The following is a 15,861-nucleotide window of genomic DNA, read 5'->3' on the forward strand; positions in this document are numbered from 1 at the left end:
CAACTTCTCCTTCAACTCGCAGCCACTCGTGCTCTTCAGAATAATACGTCGACATTCCTGTTCTCTCCTGACTTCAACGCTTGTAGTTTTGCAAAACAAACGGCAACGACACAATCTCAGATGGCTGAGGCGCAAACGTTGTTTTTGGCAGCAGTTGTATACCAGGATATACAACCAGCAATTCCCCTTTAGGAAACTTTTCTCCGTCAGGCAACGGATTTGCCCGAAGGCAGCGCGTTGACTGCATGTTCAAGAACATGCAGCCCCGCGATCAGATCATGTTCGGACGTATCTTCTGAGAAGTCATGACTAATCCCGTTGATCGACGGCACGAACAGCATAGCAACCGGCATCAGGCGGGACACATTGGTTGCATCATGCAACGCGCCGGACGGCATGGAGCGCCAGCGGGATGGGGCAATTCTTTCCGCCCCCTGTTCCAGCGCCGCGCGGAGTTCCCGATCCATCGCCACGGGCTCCAGCCCCAGCAACGGCCCGTAGGTCAACGCCATGTTCATTCGATCGGCGACCTCTTGCGCGGTCGTGCGGATGATCTGCTCCATCCGTTCCAGCCGGTCAGATGTACCGTCGCGCCATTGCATCGAGAAGCGAACAACCCCCGGCACGATGGACGAGGCGTTGGGATGCAGATCGACATGGCCAATGGTCCAGACCGTTTCGGGGGCTACCACATTCCGGAACCGGTCGTTGATCAGCGAATTGAACAGGGACGCTGCCTGAAACGCATCCCGACGCAGATGCATCGGTGTAGTGCCCGCATGATTCTGCTGTCCCTCAAAGGTGATTTTCATGTCGCGGATGCCAACGATGTCGGTCACGACACCGATCTGATCCCCGCTGGTGTCCAACGCGGGCCCCTGTTCGATATGCATCTCGAGAAACCCGGTGAACCGACCGGGATCGACGAAGTCCTGAGCCAGACCACTCATCAGGGCGCGGGCCTCGGAAAATGCTGTGCCTTCATGATCGGTGAGCGCATCAGCCGCGGACAAAGGAAGCGTTCCCGACCACACGGCAGACCCGGTGGTCACGCCAAACCGCCCTTCTTCATCCTGAAAGCTGACGACCGAAATCGCGCGATCCGTTGCGCGCGCCACTTCAAGTGCCGCGATGACGCCCAGCGCACCATCCAGCCAGCCACCTTCTGGCTGGCTGTCGGAATGCGACCCCATAAGCAGCGACGGACCGGCGGCCAACCCAAACAGGTTTCCGACAGGATCGAAATGCGGGCGCAGTCCGGCGTCTTCCATCCGACCGGCCAGCCAGCGGCGCGCCGCGATGTCCGCGTCGGAATAGGCGGGCCTGACCACGCCCTTCCCAACACCCGCCGCCCCAAACGAGCGCAATTTGTGCAGATCGGCCAGAAACCGGTTTTCATCGACAGCCATAATTGCCCCCTTTGTCCCGATCAAACTTATGGGCCGCGCCTTGGCCTGCAAGTCTTCCGCTGCATCGGATCCGCGATTTTTCACTCCGGGCGGGTGCAACACCACTGGCCCCGGCAATGAACCTGTCTTAAGACATGACGCCAAGAGGAACCACCATGTCACATATTACACTGGTTCGTCACGGACAGGCCAACACCTCTGCGCGTGATGAAAAAGACTATGACAAGCTCAGCGAGCTGGGCCATCAGCAGGCGCGGTGGCTTGGGGGGTACCTCAAGGAAACGCATACGCATCACACGCGGGCGTATTGTGGCACCCTGACCCGGCATGTGGAGACCGCTGCCAGTATGGGCCTGCTCAACCCGGTGCGCGACGCGCGGCTGAACGAGATTGAATATTTCACAATCGCGAAGTTGTTCGAAGAACAGCATGGCGTGGCCATTCCGACGGACCGGGAAGGTTTTGTCGAACACCTGCCCCGAACCTTTGCGGCCTGGGCAAGCGGCGATATCCGCAACACACCAGAGACCTTCGCTGAATTCGAAGCCCGGGTTTCGGCGGCATTGCGGGATATCGGAACCGAGGGCGGCCCGGCCATCGTTGTCACCTCGGGGGGACTGATTTCCATGGTCGTGCGGCAGGCGATGGGGCTGGACATACCTTCCATGGCTCGCGTGGCTCTTGCCATCATGAACACGTCCATGCATCGTCTGCATCCGATCGGCCCGCAGCTCAGCACGGTTCTGTTCAATGCGGTGCCACATCTGGAAGCGCCCGACCGGCAGTTTGCCCAGACCCATCTGTAAGGAAACCGGAGGCCATCTGATGCAACTCTACTACGCGCCCCGCACGATATCGGTCGCCGTCGCCATCGCGCTGGAAGAAGCGGGCCTGGAATACGAGGCCATACGTCTGGATTTTGCAGAAGCCGAGCAGACCAAACCGGCCTACAAGCAGATCAACCCCAAAGGGCGCGTGCCGGCATTGGCCGTTGACGGCGGCATTCTGACCGAAACAGGCGCGCTGCTGGACTTCATCGCGGCCAAAGCGCCCGAAGCCGGGCTGGTGCCTGACGACCCGGTCATGGCGGCCCGTATGCGCGAGGTGATGTACTATCTGGCCTCAACCATGCATGTGAACCACGCGCACAAGCTGCGCGGTCCACGTTGGGCAGACAAGAAAGCCAGCTGGAAGGATATGAAGGACAAGGTACCGCAGACGATGACCGCGTCCTGCGACTATATCTCGTCGAACGGTCTGCGCGGACCGTTTGTGCTGGGCGAGGCGTTCTCGCTGGCTGATGCCTATCTTTATGTTGTCTGCAGCTGGCTTGAGGGCGACGGCGTGGACGTCTCGGCCTTTTCCAAGATTGTCGCCTTCCGCGAGGCGATGGAAGCACGCGCATCGGTACAGGCGGTGCGCGCCACCGGAATGCTCTGACAAAAGGACAACGAATGACACATCTGTGGGTCCGGGCAGAACAGCGCCCGAACGAAGAACGGGTCGGCCTGACCCCCGAAGGCGCCGCCGCGCTGATTGCCGCGGGCATCCGCGTGACGGTCGAGGAAAGTCATGTCCGTGCGATCCCGATCGACGATTACAAGGACGCCGGGTGTGAGATCGCGGCCGAGAATTCATGGCCCGACGCCCCGCGTGATGCGATCATCTTCGGCCTCAAAGAACTGCCCGAGGATGGCACGCCCCTGCCGCATCGACACATCATGTTCGGCCACGCCTTTAAGGGTCAGCATTCTGGCCGCGCGCTGCTGGAGCGGTTCAAGACCGGTGGCGGCACGCTTTATGACCTGGAATATCTGGTCGACGAAAACGACCGCCGGGTTGCGGCTTTCGGGTACTGGGCCGGGTACGCAGGCGCAGCGGTGACGCTGAAGACGTGGGCCGCACAGCAGCGAAATGAGGTATGTCCACCCGTGGGTGTCTATCCCAGCAAAGATGCGCTGAACGCGGAGCTTCTGGCCGAACTGGACGCGACCGGCACCGACCGCCCCCGTGCCATTGTCATCGGCGCCTTGGGCCGCGTTGGCACGGGCGCGGCTGATCTGTGCGAAGCCATGGGCGTTACTGTTACCAAATGGGACATGGCCGAAACCGCCAGCGGCGGGCCCTTTCCGGAAATTCTCGACCACGACCTGTTCCTGAACTGCATCTTCGCCCGCCCCGGTACGCCCGTCTTCGTCCCGCGTGAGGCATTGACCGCAACTCGCAAGCTGACCGCCATCGGTGACGTGGCCTGCGACCCGGACAGCGACTACAACCCGGTTCCGGTCTATGACCGGGCCACCACCTGGGACGTCCCCGCCCTGCGCGTGGCAAGTGATCCGGTGATGGATGTGATGGCGATCGACAACCTGCCGTCGATGCTGCCGGTTGAAAGTTCCGAAGACTACGCGGCGCAACTGCTGCCCTCTCTGCTGACCCTGACCGATCTGGAAAGTGGTGTCTGGGGCCGGGCAGAAGCAACTTACAAAACACATATCGAAGGGATCTGAGCGATGACGATTCACTGGTGTGGCACCGGCCTATCGGCCATTCCCGGCCTGCGCCGCCTGTTCGAGGGCGGGCACAAGATCACTGTCTGGAACCGGACCATCGAAAAAGCCAAAGCCGAGGTCGGAGACCTGACGGATGACATCCGCGCCTTCGACATCGACGCAATTGGTGCGGTACTGGAAAAGGGCGACGTGATCGTCTCCATGCTGCCGGGCGACTGGCATGTGCCGCTGGCGGAGCTGGCGATTTCGAAAGGGGCAAATTTTGTCTCGTCGTCTTATATCGCGCCCGAAATGCGCGCGCTGGACGACAAGGCGCGCGAGGCCGGCGTGGCGCTGGTCAACGAGGTCGGACTGGACCCGGGTATCGACCACCTGATGGCACATGCACTGGTCGATGAGTACCGCGCCTCGGACGCGTTCGATCCGCAGAACCACCTGAGCTTCATCTCGTATTGCGGCGGTATCCCGAAGAACCCCAACCCGTTCCGGTACAAGTTCAGTTGGTCGCCGTTGGGTGTGCTCAAGGCGCTGCGCTCGCCCTCGAAATCGATCCGCGATTACGCCCCGCTGGATGTCGCACGCCCATGGGATGCGATCAGCAGCTATATCGCGCCGCTTCCAGCGCCGGAAAGCTTTGAGGTTTACCCGAACCGTGACTCGATCCCGTTCATGGCGCAGTATCACTTCGAGGATCACTGGCCGGTCAAAGAGTTTGTGCGCGGCACTCTGCGTCTGAACGGCTGGGCGGATGCCTGGTCGGACGTGTTCCGCGAAATCGAAACCCTGACCGGACCGGACGGCGATGCGCGGCTGAAAGAGATGTCCGATCAGTTCTGGGAAGAAAACGCCTATGACGACGGCGAACCCGACCGCGTGGTTCTGTGCGTCGGCCTGAAGGCCGAAAAAGACGGGGCCGAGGTCTGGCACAAAACCTACGTCATGGACGCCTGGGGCGATGAACGCGGCACTGCCATGGCCCGTCTGGTATCGATTCCGGTCTCACTGGCCGTCGAAGCCGTCCTGAACCGCGCCATCCCCGCTGGCGTTCATGCGGCGCCCAGCGATCCCAAGCTGGTGGCGGCGTGGATGGGCGAAATCGACACGCTGGCGCAGCATTTGCAGATTGTGGATCACACAAGCTGAGCTTTTTCTCAGCGCGCAAGAAAACAGCCGCATCGGCGTGACGATGCGGCTGTTCCGGCATCCCGCTTTCAGATGTAAAGCTGGATCGTTTCATCAAGGTCAGACCGATTGATTCCAAGCTCGGACAGCTGGTTATCGGACAGACGGTTCAGTTCCTGAGCGGCCCGCACAATATCGGACCGAACAGCACGGATTTGCATGGCCCGGTCAAAAAGCAGCAATGCGCTGGCAATGGGGCGCTCCTGGTGTACTCCAATAGTATCTAACATCGTTTTGTTCCTTGAATTGCAGACAAAGATCGATCCGTGTCGGGACGAACCAGCTTAGCGACGCAGTTCCACCGGGGACTGACCATAGACGCTTTGATAGGCGGATCGTGCGATCCGATGGCGCGGAATGCCGATGTCGTCCAATTGTCGGTCAGTCATTTTTTCCAGCGTTTGCATCGACTCAGCGACCTGCCGGCGACGCGCAAACTCATCCCTGAGCGCGCGGCATTCTGAACTCAGACCGGCAAAGAAGCTACGCTGCGGTCTGGCTGTGTGTACATGTGCCATCGCCTTCTCCTTCTCATCCGAACAACGTTTCTGGTCACAGTTCAGATAAAGGAGCGGAGTGTTAACGATGCCAAAACACCGGATTAATCCGAATTAATGTTCGGCTTGCGGGTATTCGAAATCCAAAGTTAGGATCAGACGGCTCTGGCCCTGTTCGATGGTTCAGGCATATGGAGCCTACATCAGGTCATTCTCGACATCCTCGGCCGAAATCCCCAGCGCATCCAGCCCGTTTTCCAGGTGATCCGACAGGTGCGGCGTGCCGATCAGGTAGTCGGCACAGGGGGTCGAGGCCTCGGATTTTGCGGTTGCGATGGCTTCGGCCAGATCTTCGGCGAAAAAGCTCTCGCGGCCGATCCACATGATCGCCACCAGCTCGGCCTGCTCGTCTTCGCTCATGCGGTCGACGAAAGCGCGCAGCTCTGCTTCGGCACGCCCCAGTTCGCGCCCCATCATTGCCACCTGGGCAACCTTTCTGGCCGAAATTTCCAGCATGTCCCATCTCCTTATGTTCGCGGGTTTCAGGCTATCACAATCACGACGCAACGGCCGCGTCTTTGATCTTACGCAAACGTCGCCTGGTCTGAGGGAATCTTACATGCGGGGGCGCGACACCGGCTGATCTGGCACCGGTGCGGTTCGAAAGGGTCGGAACGTGGCCTTCTTGATCCACAGCTTCAAAGCCTGCCACAGGATCAGGGCAAATCCCCGGCGCGCCCCAAAGGGGCGACGGACAAGCGCCGTCAGGATAGAGCGGTTGGTTAACGGTGCCCGCAACCCGGTCAGGGTTGCCACCAATCCGCCATCCTTCCGGGAATAGTCGATCATGACGCCAACTCGGTCCGGTCGGAAGTCAAACCGGAAGCTGTACGTCCCTTCAATCTTCTGAAACGGAGAAACATGCATCTTCTTGTCCGCCACTATTCGATCTTCGGGCTGGATCGGCGACAGGTCGGGCTTATGACAAAGATAGCTGTGCCGCGTGCCATAGGTATTGGTCACTTCGGCGATCACTGCGAAAAGTTGCGCGTCCGGGTCAAGGCAAAGCCAGAAGCTGACCGGGTTGAACACGTGCCCTAATACGCGCGGTTGCGTCAGCAGCAAGATTCGAGACGGCGAGGGCAAACCCATCTCCTCAAGCCTGCTGCGCAGCCAGTTCACGCCCTGCCCTTCACCTGGACTGCCACCATGATCGCGGTCGCGCCAGTTCATCAGGTTGGCACGTCGAAACGAGAACAGATATGGTGTTTTCGGCAAGTTTTCGGGGTCGAACAGAATGAAATCGACCGAATACCGAAACGCGTTCTCAATCTCACCTTTCCGGCTGTGATAGGTGTGTCCCGCGATATGGTCGATTTTGTTCATGCGGCTACGGGTTCCTGTCAGTCTAACAATAATGCAATTTCTGCAAACTTAATGCGCTGATTTCAGTTTTGTTACGGCCAGATAGGCAAATCGGATCAAAAAATGCAGGGCTAAATGATCCGGCTTTGGCGCTGCCACGTAATGTGGTTATGTTTACCGAGATCGACACCGCGACGCTCGACGATCCTGCGCCCCCAAGTGGCGCGGGCCAGCCTTGGGTCGCAAAGAAACGCATCAAGGGTAAACAATTGAACGGAACGCAAAAGAAGTGCGGTGTCAGGTCCGAATGGGTTGATCACGTCAAGCGCATCCGTGACACGCAGGATCAGGCGGCTTTTGCCGAGCTGTTCCGGCATTTTGCACCACGTATCAAGGCGTTCCTGATCAAATCCGGTGCCGATGGCACCACCGCTGAAGAATGCGCGCAGGAGGTGATGGCAACGTTGTGGCACAAGGCGCATCTGTTCGATCCGACCCGCGCCACTGTGGCAACCTGGGTGTTCACGATTGCAAGGAACAAGCGGATCGACATCCTGCGCAAACAACGCCGCCCCGAACCCGAGGATCTGGGCTGGGGACCCGAAGCCGAACCGGATCAAACCGAGGTTGTTGCCCTGCAACAGGAAACCGATCAATTGCGGATTGCGATGAAAGCTCTGCCCGAAGCGCAGCGCCAACTGATCGAAAAAGCGTATTTCGGCGATCTGAGTCACCGCGAAATCGCGTCGGAAACCGGATTGCCGCTGGGAACAATCAAATCACGAATTAGACTGGCGCTGGATCGCCTGCGCCATGCGATGAACTGAGAAAACGATGACAGAAGCCATTAAACATCACCTGACCGACGACCTGCTGATGGCCTATGCAGCAGGTACGCTGCCCGAAGCATTCGATCTGATGGTCGCGACACATTTGTCACTGTGCGACCGCTGCCGGGCTGCGGCTGAAAGCTACAACATCATTGGTGGTGAGGTTTTGGAGGATCAGGCCGAGATGCCCACAATGAGCGAAGACTCTTTGGCGGCGACCATGGCCTTGATTTCCCAGGGCGCGCCGAGGCCCAAGCCCGCACGGCCAGCCTGTTCCGTTCTGCCCGCGCCCTTGCAGGATTACGTTGGTGGCGATGTCAACGCGATCCGCTGGAGGCCGATTGGCATGGGCGTCAAGCAAGCGATCCTGCCGACGACACGCGAGTCAACGGCCCGGTTGCTGTTTATCCCTGCAGGGTCTGCCGTACCGGATCACAGCCACCATGGAACAGAACTGACCATGGTGTTGCAGGGCGCGTTTTCGGATGAGGTCGACCACTTTGCGCGTGGTGATGTCGAAATCGCCGATCAGGACCTGCATCACATGCCGGTGGCCGACATCTCGGCCGACTGCATCTGTCTGGCGGTGACGGACGCGCCCCTGAAATTCACCAAACTGATGCCGCGCCTGTTCCAGCCATTCCTGCGGATCTGACCCGCGCGATCAGGCCTCGGTTTTGCCCAAGGGCACCACGTTGGCGTGATCGTCCGGGGACAGTTCCTCAAAATCGAAATTGTCCAGACGTTGTGCCCGGCGTCCCGCCTTTTCAGCGCTGATCTTGATGTCCGAGATGTCTTTGGCGGCCTGCCCGAAATGCCGGTCCAGATTGGCCACGCGATCGCCCAGCCTTTCGACATCCTTGTGCAGCATCCCCAACTCCCGGCGGATCGCGCCAGCCTGTTCGCGCATCCGGGCGTCCTTGAGGATCGCGCGCATCGTGTTCAGTGTTGCCATGCAGGTCGTGGGTGAAACGATCCAGACACGGGCCGCGAACCCTTCGCGGACCACTTCGGGCAGGCGCGCGTGCAATTCGGCATAGATGGCTTCGGACGGAACAAACATAAGCGCACCGTCGGCTGTTTCACCGTCCAGAATGTACTTCTCGGAAATCGTCCTGATGTGCACCTTCACCGCCGCACCAAAGGCCTTCAGGCATCTGTCCACTTCGGCCCGAGTCTGAGCAGCGGCCAGCGCTTCGAAATCCTCCAGCGGAAACTTTGCGTCAATCACGATGGGGCCGGGCGGGTTGGGCAGGTGGATCAGGCAATCCGCCCGTTTGCCATTCGAAAGGGTGGCCTGCAACGAATAGCTGTCGGTCGGCAAAGCCTTGGACACGATGTCGTTCAGCTGGATTTCCCCGAACATCCCGCGCCGCTGTTTGTTGGAAAGAATATCCTGCAAGGACAGCACATCCCCTGACAACTTGGTGATGTTGTCCTGCGCTTTGTCGATGGCGGCCAGCCTTTCCTGCAATTGGGTCAGCGAGGTCGCGGTCTGTTTCGACGACCCGTGCAGCGATTCCTTCATCCGTTCCTGCATCTCGGCCAGGGCGCGGGCCGATTTCATCGCGTTGTCCGCCAGCCGGTCGTTCATCTGCTGCTGGACCGAAGACAGGCGCGCCTCGACCGTCTGGATCACCTGAACCTGCGCATTGGCCTGCGTGTCCGACACGTGCTGCAGCCCGCCACGCAGCTGCTCCTGCCCTTGCCCCAACTGCTGCACATGCTGGCCCAGATGCGCCATCTGCCGCGCCAGCGGTTCCGCCATCCGGGCTGAGCGGTTGGCCGCCCGCAGCGACAGGAACAACAGCAGCAAGATCAGCGCTACCACTCCACCCACGATCAGAATCAATGGGTCGTTCAACGCGTATTGGGTACCTGCAATCTCGATCATGCTGCCTCGGATGTTCTTGTTTTATTCCCCTTAGCCTGTCTTGGGCGCAGGATCAACTGCGCCCGAACAGGCGTTCGATATCGCTCAGCTTCAATTCGACATAGGTGGGTCGACCGTGGTTGCACTGGCCGGAATGTGGAGTGGCCTCCATCTCGCGCAGCAGAGCATTCATTTCTTCGGCCCGCATCCGACGGCCTGACCGGACGGAACCATGGCAGGCCACCCGGCTAAGGATCGCCTCGATCCGCGCCTGTACCTTCTGGCTTTCGCCCTGATCGGTCAGCTCATCCAGGATATCCAGGATCATTGCCCTGGCGTCGACCTCACCCAGAATGGCCGGGGTTTCGCGAACGGCGATTGCGCCGCCTCCAAAGGGCTCGATCGTCAGACCAAGGCGGGACAGATCTTCGGCCACCGCCATCAGACGCGAACAATCCCCTTCGGACATTTCAACGATTTCGGGGATCAGCAAGGCCTGTGCGGCAACGCCATTTGCGGCCATCTGGTTTTTCAGCTTTTCATAGACCAGCCGTTCATGCGCTGCGTGCTGATCAACGATCACCATGCCATCGGCGGTCTGGGCAATGATGTAATTCTCATGCACCTGCCCGCGCGCGGTACCCAACGGCAGGTCCTGTGCAGGCGGTTCTTCCACCGTCGCAATCGCAGACGCCAAGGGCGTCGCGTCAACGATGCTGCCGCTGTAGTCGTTTGCCAGTTCGGCAAAGCCCGGGGCCTGCGCCCGGTAGGCTGCCTGACGCGCGGCTGGTGAAGGCCGGTCCATCTGGTAGACCCGCGCCGGCGCCGGTTGCGCCGGTTCCGGCCGCATGGCACCCAAAGTGGCATTGGCCACGGTCGAGGACGCCCGGTGCCCGGCATCAGCCAGCGCATGACGCAGGGCGGACACGATCAACCCGCGCGCCAGACCCGGGTCGCGGAACCGCACTTCGGATTTGGCGGGATGTACGTTCACATCCACCAGCGTTGGATCACAATCGATGAACAGGGCTGCTGCCGGATGGCGGTCTCGGCTGAGGAAATCGAAATAGGCTGCCCGCAACGCGCCGGTCAGCATCTTGTCGCGCACGGGTCGCCCGTTCACGAACAGGTACTGCGCCACCGCTGCCCCCCGGGAATAGGTCGGCAACGCGGCGTAACCGTAAAGCCGGATGCCCTCGCGCGTGGCATCGATCTGCAACGCGTTCTCGGCAAACTCGCGCCCGATCACGCGGGCCAGACGGGCGTGCAGGGAGTCAAACAGATCGCCGTTCTCGCGGTCCGCGCGGAAGGTCACACGCCCCTCTCCCCCGCCCGAGACGTCGCGCAGGACGAAAGTGATCGAGGGCTCGGCCATGGCCAGACGTTTGACCGTGTCGTTGATCGCCTGTGCCTCGGCCCGGTCGGTGCGCATGAACTTCAGGCGCGCGGGTGTGGCAAAGAACAAGTCGCGCAATTCGACCACGGTGCCTGCGCGCAGAGCCGCAGGTTTAACCGGCTCCATCTTCCCGCCCGACACATGGACCTGTGCCGCATCCGCCCCCGGCACGCGGCTTGTGATGGTCAGGCGGCCAACGGCACCCAACGACGGCAGTGCCTCACCCCGGAAGCCGAAGGTGTGGATGTTCAGCAGATCCGTCCCATCGATCTTTGACGTCGCATGGCGGGACAAGGCCAGCGGCAAATCCTCGGGCGCGATGCCGCAGCCATCGTCTGTGACTCGAATCAGCGTCTTGCCGCCATCGGCGATATCTATGGCAATCCGCGTCGCCCCCGCATCAATTGCGTTTTCGACCAGCTCCTTAACCGCCGAGGCAGGGCGCTCCACCACTTCACCCGCAGCGATACGATTAATCGCCGCGTCGTCAAGTTGACGGATTTTGGGGCGATTTTCGCCGATATTGGGGTATGCCTGCGCCATACCACCAGACCTAGCACAATCACGAGCGATTCTGCCACCGGTTTGAAACCTGTATTTCGGGATACGAGGGGGCGTTCGGACAATTGCATCGCGCCGGTCTGATAGCGGCGTCATAATCACAATTGCCCGAACGTTCTTTGGTGAGTGGTGGTCGTTCGAAGTTCAATTGACCCGTCCCTAGCACGGGACCTGATGAATTTCGCGTTAACTCTGAATGCGCATTCACTTGGGCAGGTTTTGGCCGAGACGTCACGTCAACGGTTGGCGGGAAAGCGCCGCTTCAGGCAGTCGCAGGCGCCCCGGCACGGGCCCGGCACGGGCCGAATACGGCGGCCAACGCCAGTATCAGACCCGACATGGTCGCAATCATCCCTGCCGCGCTGACCGCATCCGCACCGCCCAACCACAGTGGCCCGTACCCGGCCAGTATGTAGCCGGAAACGGCGGACAAAACAGCAAACAGAACACTCCATGCGATCTGGGTTTCCAGCCGGTTTGTCATCATCCGCGCCGCGGCAGGCGGGCAGATGAACATCGCGATCACGATGATTGACCCTACTGCATCAAACGCCGCGACCGCTGCGACCGCCGCCACGATCACAAGCGCCATACCCAAGGCACCCGTTCGTATGCCCATCGTGCGCGCGAACCCTTCGTCGAAGGTCGAGATCTTGAGCGGTCGCCAGAACAGCCAGGTGAACAGAACCACACCGGCCAGCGTCAGGGCGATGCGCGGCAGTTCCGGCGGCAGGCCTGCCAGCGCCGTAGCGTCCAGCAGCGAGGCCCAGCCCGTAGCGTCCAGCCAGATCAGGCTTTCCAGGTTACCGTAAAGCGCATGCTCTACGTCCAGATGCACGGTCGAGGTGTCGGTCTGTTCCAGCAACAGCACACCAGCGGCGAACATGGTGGTGAAGACCACGCCCATCGCTGCGCCGGGTTCAATCTGACCAAGGCGCCGTATCGCCTCGATCATCACCACGGCGACAACCGCAGCACCCGCTGCACCCAGCATCATCGGCCAGGTCGAAATCGCTCCGGTCAGCAGAAAGGCAACAACGATGCCGGGCAGCACGACATGGCTGATGGCATCCCCGATCAGCGCCTGCTTGCGCAGCACCAGAAAGTTGCCGGGCAGGGCGCATGCAATCGCCGCAAACGTTCCGATCAGCAATGGCGTCAGGGACAGCGGGACGAATTCTTCACCGCTCATGGCATGACCTCTTGCGGACCACCGATGCGGCGGTCGATTTCAGTGATCTGATCGCGGGTCAGAACAGATTCGATGTCGCGCAACCCGTCATAAAGTGCTGCTGTTGCCTCGTGCGCCTGATCGGCACGCACGATCTCCCACCGTTTTTCATCACGCAGGGCTTTTGCGGCGCGCGCCTTGCCCGCCTCAGTCGCCACGCCATCGGCACGCACAAGCCCGGCCCGGCGCAGCAACCGCAAGGTCAACGGCTCGTATATCTTCTGCCCCTGCGCCATTGCCAGCAAACCCTGACGGATATGAACGCGACGCTGGAACCTCAGGTGGCGCAAAATCGCGGCCAGAACGCCGCGAACCGGCGCAAAAAGCAGCGACAGGGCAAAAAAGCCAAAGCTGACCAGCACGATGATCGGCCCCGTCGGCAGATTGGGGGCCGAGGCTGAAATCCCAGCACCCAGATACCCAGCCATCCCACCGGTCAACCCGGCCAGCAGGACGACGCGGTCCGACCGGTCGGACCAGAACCGCGCAGTCACGGGCGGGATGATCAGCAGGGCGACGATCAGGATCAGCCCAACGATTTTCAGGCCCACAACCGTGACGGCCATGACCAGCCCCATCATGGCCAGATCGACCCGGTGCACCGGCACTCCTCGGGCGGCCGCGTATTCCGGGTCAAAGGCCACCATCATCATGGGGCGGCGAATAATCATCACCAGCAGCAGCGTAACCGCCCCGCCCATGGCGATGATCAGTGCGTCAGCCCAAAGCATCCCTGCGGTCGAGCCCAGCAGGAACCCCTCCAACCCGGCCTGACGGCCTACACCCATGGTCTGGATCACGGTCAGCAGAACGATCCCCATCCCGAAGAACACGGACAGGACGGCGCCGATGGCGGCATCCTCGGCCAGACGGGTGTGCCGGGTCAGCCAGTTCATGCACAGCAGACCCACCCAGGCAGATACAGCCGACCCCGCCAGCAGGCCAATCAGATTGCGCCCGTCGCCGCCCAGCGCAACCAGCACCATGAAGGCCAGGCACACGCCCGGAAGGGTCGCATGGCTGATCGCATCGCTTACCAACGCGCGTTTGCGCAGAAACAAGAAGGTTCCAGCCACACCGGCAGACACGCCCAGCAAGCTTGCACCTATGGCGACCAGCGTGGCGTTATAGCCAAGCTGCAGGGTCAGGGCGTCCCAAAGCATGATTTACCCCAGCGCGCGCGAAATCTGGTCGATCTGTGCGGTTGCCAGACGACCTCCATAGGCGGATTGCAGGGTTTCGGCCGTAAAGGCCTGCGCCACGGGGCCTTCGGCAACCTTACGGGTGTTGATCAGGAAAACATGGTCGAAATAGTCGGTGACGGTGGCCAGATCATGATGCACGACCACAACAGTCTTGCCGGCTTCTTTCAGTGATTTCAGAACCGCGATGATAGCTTTTTCGGTAGCTGCGTCGACACCGGCAAAGGGTTCGTCCAGAAGATACAGATCGGCATCCTGCGCCAGCGCGCGGGCCAGAAACACACGTTGCTGCTGCCCGCCGGACAACTGGCCGATCTGACGATCGGCGAAATCGCGCATCCCGACGCGGTGCAGGCAGTCCATCGCCCGCGACATATGCCGCGCACGTACGCGGCCCAGCAGCCCAAGTTCGCGCGACAGCCCCATCAGCACCACATCAATCACGCGGGTCGGAAAATCCCAATCCACGCTGGCGCGCTGCGGTACATAAGCAATACGAGCGCGCTGTTTCTCAAGCGGCTGACCATAGACCGTGACTTGCCCCGACAAAGGCGACACGATCCCCAGAGCTGCCTTGAGAAGGGTCGACTTACCAGCACCGTTTGGCCCGATAATCGCCGTCATCGCCCCCGGCTGGACTGTCATATCCACCGAAAACACCGCCGGTTTCTGACCATAGGAAACGGTCAGTCCGCGAATGGCCAGCGGGCTGTCTCCGGCGCTTTGGTCGGTCACTGAAACACCCTGATTTGCGGCCAGTTCAAGCATCGCCTCAGAACCCCGCCGACAATTTGCCGTTCATGCCGCGTGCAGGCACATCGGCCCCAAGCGCCCCGGCAATAACCGTGATGTTGTGATCCAGCATGCCGATATAGGTACCTTCATACGTGCCCGGTTCGCCCATGGCATCTGAATACAGCTCGCCACCAACGCCCACTTCGTGGCCCTTGGAAGCGGCGCCTTCGATCAATGCACGCATCGAGCGGTCGGAGACCGAGCTTTCCACGAAAACAGCGGTCAATTGCTTCTCGACCAGCGCATCCACCAGCTCTCCGATCCGGTTCAGACCGGCCTCGGACTGGGTCGAGATGCCTTGTATTCCCATCACTTCATAGCCGTACTCGGCCCCGAAATAGCCAAAGGCATCATGCGCGGTGACAAGTACACGGTTGTTTTTCGGGACAGACGCCAGGGCCTGACCGGCATAGGCTTCGAGCTGTTCGAGTTCGGCCAGATGTGCCTGTGCGTTGGCGGCAAAGATGCCCGCCGCTTCGGGGCGCGCCTCAGTCAGCGCCTCTTGCACTTCGATCACAACATCACGCCACAGGGCCGGGCTCATCCACACATGCGGGTCGTATTTGTCGGCATAATCGTCATGCGCGCGCAGCTTGGATTTGTCGACTCCTTCGGCAACGGCAACGACGGTGCGCTTGCGGCCAAGGTCATGAAAGAAATCTTCCATCTGCGCTTCAAGGTACAGACCGTGCCATAGAATAAGGTCGGCGCGGGTCATCGCAACGATGTCGCTGCGAGTCTGGCGATATGCATGCGGGTCGACGCCGGGGCCCATGAGGCCCTTAACCTCGACCTGATCACCCCCGACCTGACGGGCGGCATCGGCAATCATGCCGGTAGTGGCGACCACCTTCAGCGGCGCTTCGGCCAAGGCGGACAAAGGCAGAATGGCGACCACGGCCAGTACTGCAAGAAAGCTGCGACGAATCATATTCAGCCCCAAAATGGCATCCTCTTGAGAATGAATATGCGAACCATTCGCAACTAAGTCAATGCTATTGCGAATT

Annotated in this window: 18 protein-coding genes; 7 read left to right on the forward strand and 11 right to left on the reverse strand. The window is 60.5% G+C overall.

Annotated elements, in window-relative coordinates:
• On the forward strand, positions 1-192 hold a 192-nt coding region (locus ACR1XU_RS09385), incomplete at its 5' end, for a hypothetical protein (RefSeq protein ID WP_480813832.1).
• A gap of 14 nt (positions 193-206) precedes the next feature.
• On the opposite strand, the gene ACR1XU_RS09390 is transcribed toward ACR1XU_RS09385, so the two are convergent.
• Positions 207-1,409, reverse strand: a complete 1,203-nt coding sequence (locus ACR1XU_RS09390; RefSeq protein WP_480905916.1) for a Zn-dependent hydrolase — start codon at positions 1,407-1,409, stop codon at positions 207-209.
• A gap of 155 nt (positions 1,410-1,564) precedes the next feature.
• Here ACR1XU_RS09390 and ACR1XU_RS09395 point away from each other — a divergent pair, with 155 nt between their 5' ends.
• From ACR1XU_RS09395 to ACR1XU_RS09410, 4 genes are read left to right on the forward strand one after another with little or no spacing between them, the layout of a single operon-like run.
• Entirely contained in the window at positions 1,565-2,215 is a 651-nt protein-coding gene (locus ACR1XU_RS09395; protein ID WP_480905919.1) for a histidine phosphatase family protein, read from the forward strand.
• A 19-nt stretch (positions 2,216-2,234) separates the two neighbouring features.
• Positions 2,235-2,849, forward strand: a complete 615-nt coding sequence (locus ACR1XU_RS09400) for a glutathione S-transferase family protein (protein WP_480905922.1) — start codon at positions 2,235-2,237, stop codon at positions 2,847-2,849.
• 14 nt (positions 2,850-2,863) lie between these two features.
• A complete protein-coding gene (locus ACR1XU_RS09405; RefSeq protein ID WP_480905925.1) occupies positions 2,864-3,919 on the forward strand; it encodes a saccharopine dehydrogenase in 1,056 nt (351 codons plus the stop codon).
• A 3-nt stretch (positions 3,920-3,922) separates the two neighbouring features.
• Positions 3,923-5,065, forward strand: coding sequence for a saccharopine dehydrogenase family protein (locus ACR1XU_RS09410; RefSeq protein ID WP_480905928.1), 1,143 nt, complete (start codon positions 3,923-3,925; stop codon positions 5,063-5,065).
• A gap of 68 nt (positions 5,066-5,133) precedes the next feature.
• Here the strand turns inward: ACR1XU_RS09410 and ACR1XU_RS09415 are convergent, their stop codons facing one another.
• From ACR1XU_RS09415 to ACR1XU_RS09430, 4 genes are all read right to left on the reverse strand, one after another.
• Complete coding sequence (locus tag ACR1XU_RS09415; RefSeq protein ID WP_170613123.1) at positions 5,134-5,334, reverse strand: DUF1127 domain-containing protein; 201 nt, start codon at positions 5,332-5,334, stop codon at positions 5,134-5,136.
• Positions 5,335-5,388: 54 nt separating this feature from the next.
• On the reverse strand, positions 5,389-5,622 hold the full coding sequence (locus ACR1XU_RS09420; RefSeq protein ID WP_170613121.1) for a YjiS-like domain-containing protein: 234 nt from the start codon (positions 5,620-5,622) through the stop codon (positions 5,389-5,391).
• A gap of 177 nt (positions 5,623-5,799) precedes the next feature.
• Positions 5,800-6,117 (reverse strand): DUF3775 domain-containing protein, encoded by a 318-nt coding sequence (locus ACR1XU_RS09425; RefSeq protein WP_170613119.1) that lies wholly within the window; start codon positions 6,115-6,117, stop codon positions 5,800-5,802.
• Between the two features lie 99 nt (positions 6,118-6,216).
• On the reverse strand, positions 6,217-6,987 hold the full coding sequence (locus ACR1XU_RS09430) for a DUF1365 domain-containing protein (RefSeq protein WP_480905931.1): 771 nt from the start codon (positions 6,985-6,987) through the stop codon (positions 6,217-6,219).
• Between the two features lie 149 nt (positions 6,988-7,136).
• On the opposite strand from ACR1XU_RS09430, the gene ACR1XU_RS09435 reads away from it, so the two are divergent.
• Both ACR1XU_RS09435 and ACR1XU_RS09440 read left to right on the forward strand, forming a co-directional pair.
• On the forward strand, positions 7,137-7,793 hold the full coding sequence (locus tag ACR1XU_RS09435) for a sigma-70 family RNA polymerase sigma factor (RefSeq protein WP_170613167.1): 657 nt from the start codon (positions 7,137-7,139) through the stop codon (positions 7,791-7,793).
• Positions 7,794-7,800: 7 nt separating this feature from the next.
• Positions 7,801-8,451, forward strand: coding sequence for a ChrR family anti-sigma-E factor (locus tag ACR1XU_RS09440; protein ID WP_480905934.1), 651 nt, complete (start codon positions 7,801-7,803; stop codon positions 8,449-8,451).
• Between the two features lie 9 nt (positions 8,452-8,460).
• Here ACR1XU_RS09440 and ACR1XU_RS09445 read toward each other — a convergent pair whose 3' ends face one another.
• The 6 genes from ACR1XU_RS09445 to ACR1XU_RS09470 all read right to left on the reverse strand — a co-directional run bounded on the left by ACR1XU_RS09445 (position 8,461) and on the right by ACR1XU_RS09470 (position 15,785).
• A complete protein-coding gene (locus ACR1XU_RS09445) occupies positions 8,461-9,690 on the reverse strand; it encodes a DNA recombination protein RmuC (RefSeq protein ID WP_170613113.1) in 1,230 nt (409 codons plus the stop codon).
• A gap of 52 nt (positions 9,691-9,742) precedes the next feature.
• On the reverse strand, positions 9,743-11,608 hold the full coding sequence (mutL, locus tag ACR1XU_RS09450) for a DNA mismatch repair endonuclease MutL (protein ID WP_480905937.1): 1,866 nt from the start codon (positions 11,606-11,608) through the stop codon (positions 9,743-9,745).
• 280 nt (positions 11,609-11,888) lie between these two features.
• Positions 11,889-12,818: a metal ABC transporter permease gene (locus ACR1XU_RS09455; RefSeq protein WP_480905940.1), complete on the reverse strand. Its 930-nt coding sequence runs from the start codon at positions 12,816-12,818 to the stop codon at positions 11,889-11,891.
• Positions 12,815-14,020, reverse strand: coding sequence for a metal ABC transporter permease (locus ACR1XU_RS09460; protein WP_170679819.1), 1,206 nt, complete (start codon positions 14,018-14,020; stop codon positions 12,815-12,817). Before ACR1XU_RS09460 ends, ACR1XU_RS09455 begins: the two co-directional genes overlap by 4 nt.
• Positions 14,021-14,023: 3 nt before the next feature.
• On the reverse strand, positions 14,024-14,827 hold the full coding sequence (locus tag ACR1XU_RS09465) for a metal ABC transporter ATP-binding protein (protein ID WP_321249758.1): 804 nt from the start codon (positions 14,825-14,827) through the stop codon (positions 14,024-14,026).
• A gap of 4 nt (positions 14,828-14,831) precedes the next feature.
• Positions 14,832-15,785 (reverse strand): metal ABC transporter solute-binding protein, Zn/Mn family, encoded by a 954-nt coding sequence (locus tag ACR1XU_RS09470; protein WP_480905945.1) that lies wholly within the window; start codon positions 15,783-15,785, stop codon positions 14,832-14,834.
• Positions 15,786-15,861 lie beyond the last annotated feature (76 nt).

The sequence above is a fragment of the Ruegeria sp. D1(2025) genome, from assembly GCF_056536425.1.

Excerpts from the sequence above, each read along its gene's own strand:
- ACR1XU_RS09395 (WP_480905919.1), top strand. The coding sequence starts at position 1,565 with ATGTCACATATTACACTGGTTCGTCACGGACAGGCCAACACCTCTGCG.
- ACR1XU_RS09470 (WP_480905945.1), bottom strand. The coding sequence starts at position 15,785 with ATGATTCGTCGCAGCTTTCTTGCAGTACTGGCCGTGGTCGCCATTCTG.
- ACR1XU_RS09425 (WP_170613119.1), bottom strand. The coding sequence starts at position 6,117 with ATGCTGGAAATTTCGGCCAGAAAGGTTGCCCAGGTGGCAATGATGGGG.
- mutL (WP_480905937.1), bottom strand. The coding sequence starts at position 11,608 with ATGGCGCAGGCATACCCCAATATCGGCGAAAATCGCCCCAAAATCCGT.
- ACR1XU_RS09430 (WP_480905931.1), bottom strand. The coding sequence starts at position 6,987 with ATGAACAAAATCGACCATATCGCGGGACACACCTATCACAGCCGGAAA.
- ACR1XU_RS09445 (WP_170613113.1), bottom strand. The coding sequence starts at position 9,690 with ATGATCGAGATTGCAGGTACCCAATACGCGTTGAACGACCCATTGATT.
- ACR1XU_RS09415 (WP_170613123.1), bottom strand. The coding sequence starts at position 5,334 with ATGTTAGATACTATTGGAGTACACCAGGAGCGCCCCATTGCCAGCGCA.
- ACR1XU_RS09435 (WP_170613167.1), top strand. The coding sequence starts at position 7,137 with ATGTTTACCGAGATCGACACCGCGACGCTCGACGATCCTGCGCCCCCA.
- ACR1XU_RS09405 (WP_480905925.1), top strand. The coding sequence starts at position 2,864 with ATGACACATCTGTGGGTCCGGGCAGAACAGCGCCCGAACGAAGAACGG.
- ACR1XU_RS09410 (WP_480905928.1), top strand. The coding sequence starts at position 3,923 with ATGACGATTCACTGGTGTGGCACCGGCCTATCGGCCATTCCCGGCCTG.
- ACR1XU_RS09460 (WP_170679819.1), bottom strand. The coding sequence starts at position 14,020 with ATGCTTTGGGACGCCCTGACCCTGCAGCTTGGCTATAACGCCACGCTG.
- ACR1XU_RS09465 (WP_321249758.1), bottom strand. The coding sequence starts at position 14,827 with ATGCTTGAACTGGCCGCAAATCAGGGTGTTTCAGTGACCGACCAAAGC.
- ACR1XU_RS09455 (WP_480905940.1), bottom strand. The coding sequence starts at position 12,818 with ATGAGCGGTGAAGAATTCGTCCCGCTGTCCCTGACGCCATTGCTGATC.
- ACR1XU_RS09440 (WP_480905934.1), top strand. The coding sequence starts at position 7,801 with ATGACAGAAGCCATTAAACATCACCTGACCGACGACCTGCTGATGGCC.
- ACR1XU_RS09420 (WP_170613121.1), bottom strand. The coding sequence starts at position 5,622 with ATGGCACATGTACACACAGCCAGACCGCAGCGTAGCTTCTTTGCCGGT.
- ACR1XU_RS09400 (WP_480905922.1), top strand. The coding sequence starts at position 2,235 with ATGCAACTCTACTACGCGCCCCGCACGATATCGGTCGCCGTCGCCATC.
- ACR1XU_RS09390 (WP_480905916.1), bottom strand. The coding sequence starts at position 1,409 with ATGGCTGTCGATGAAAACCGGTTTCTGGCCGATCTGCACAAATTGCGC.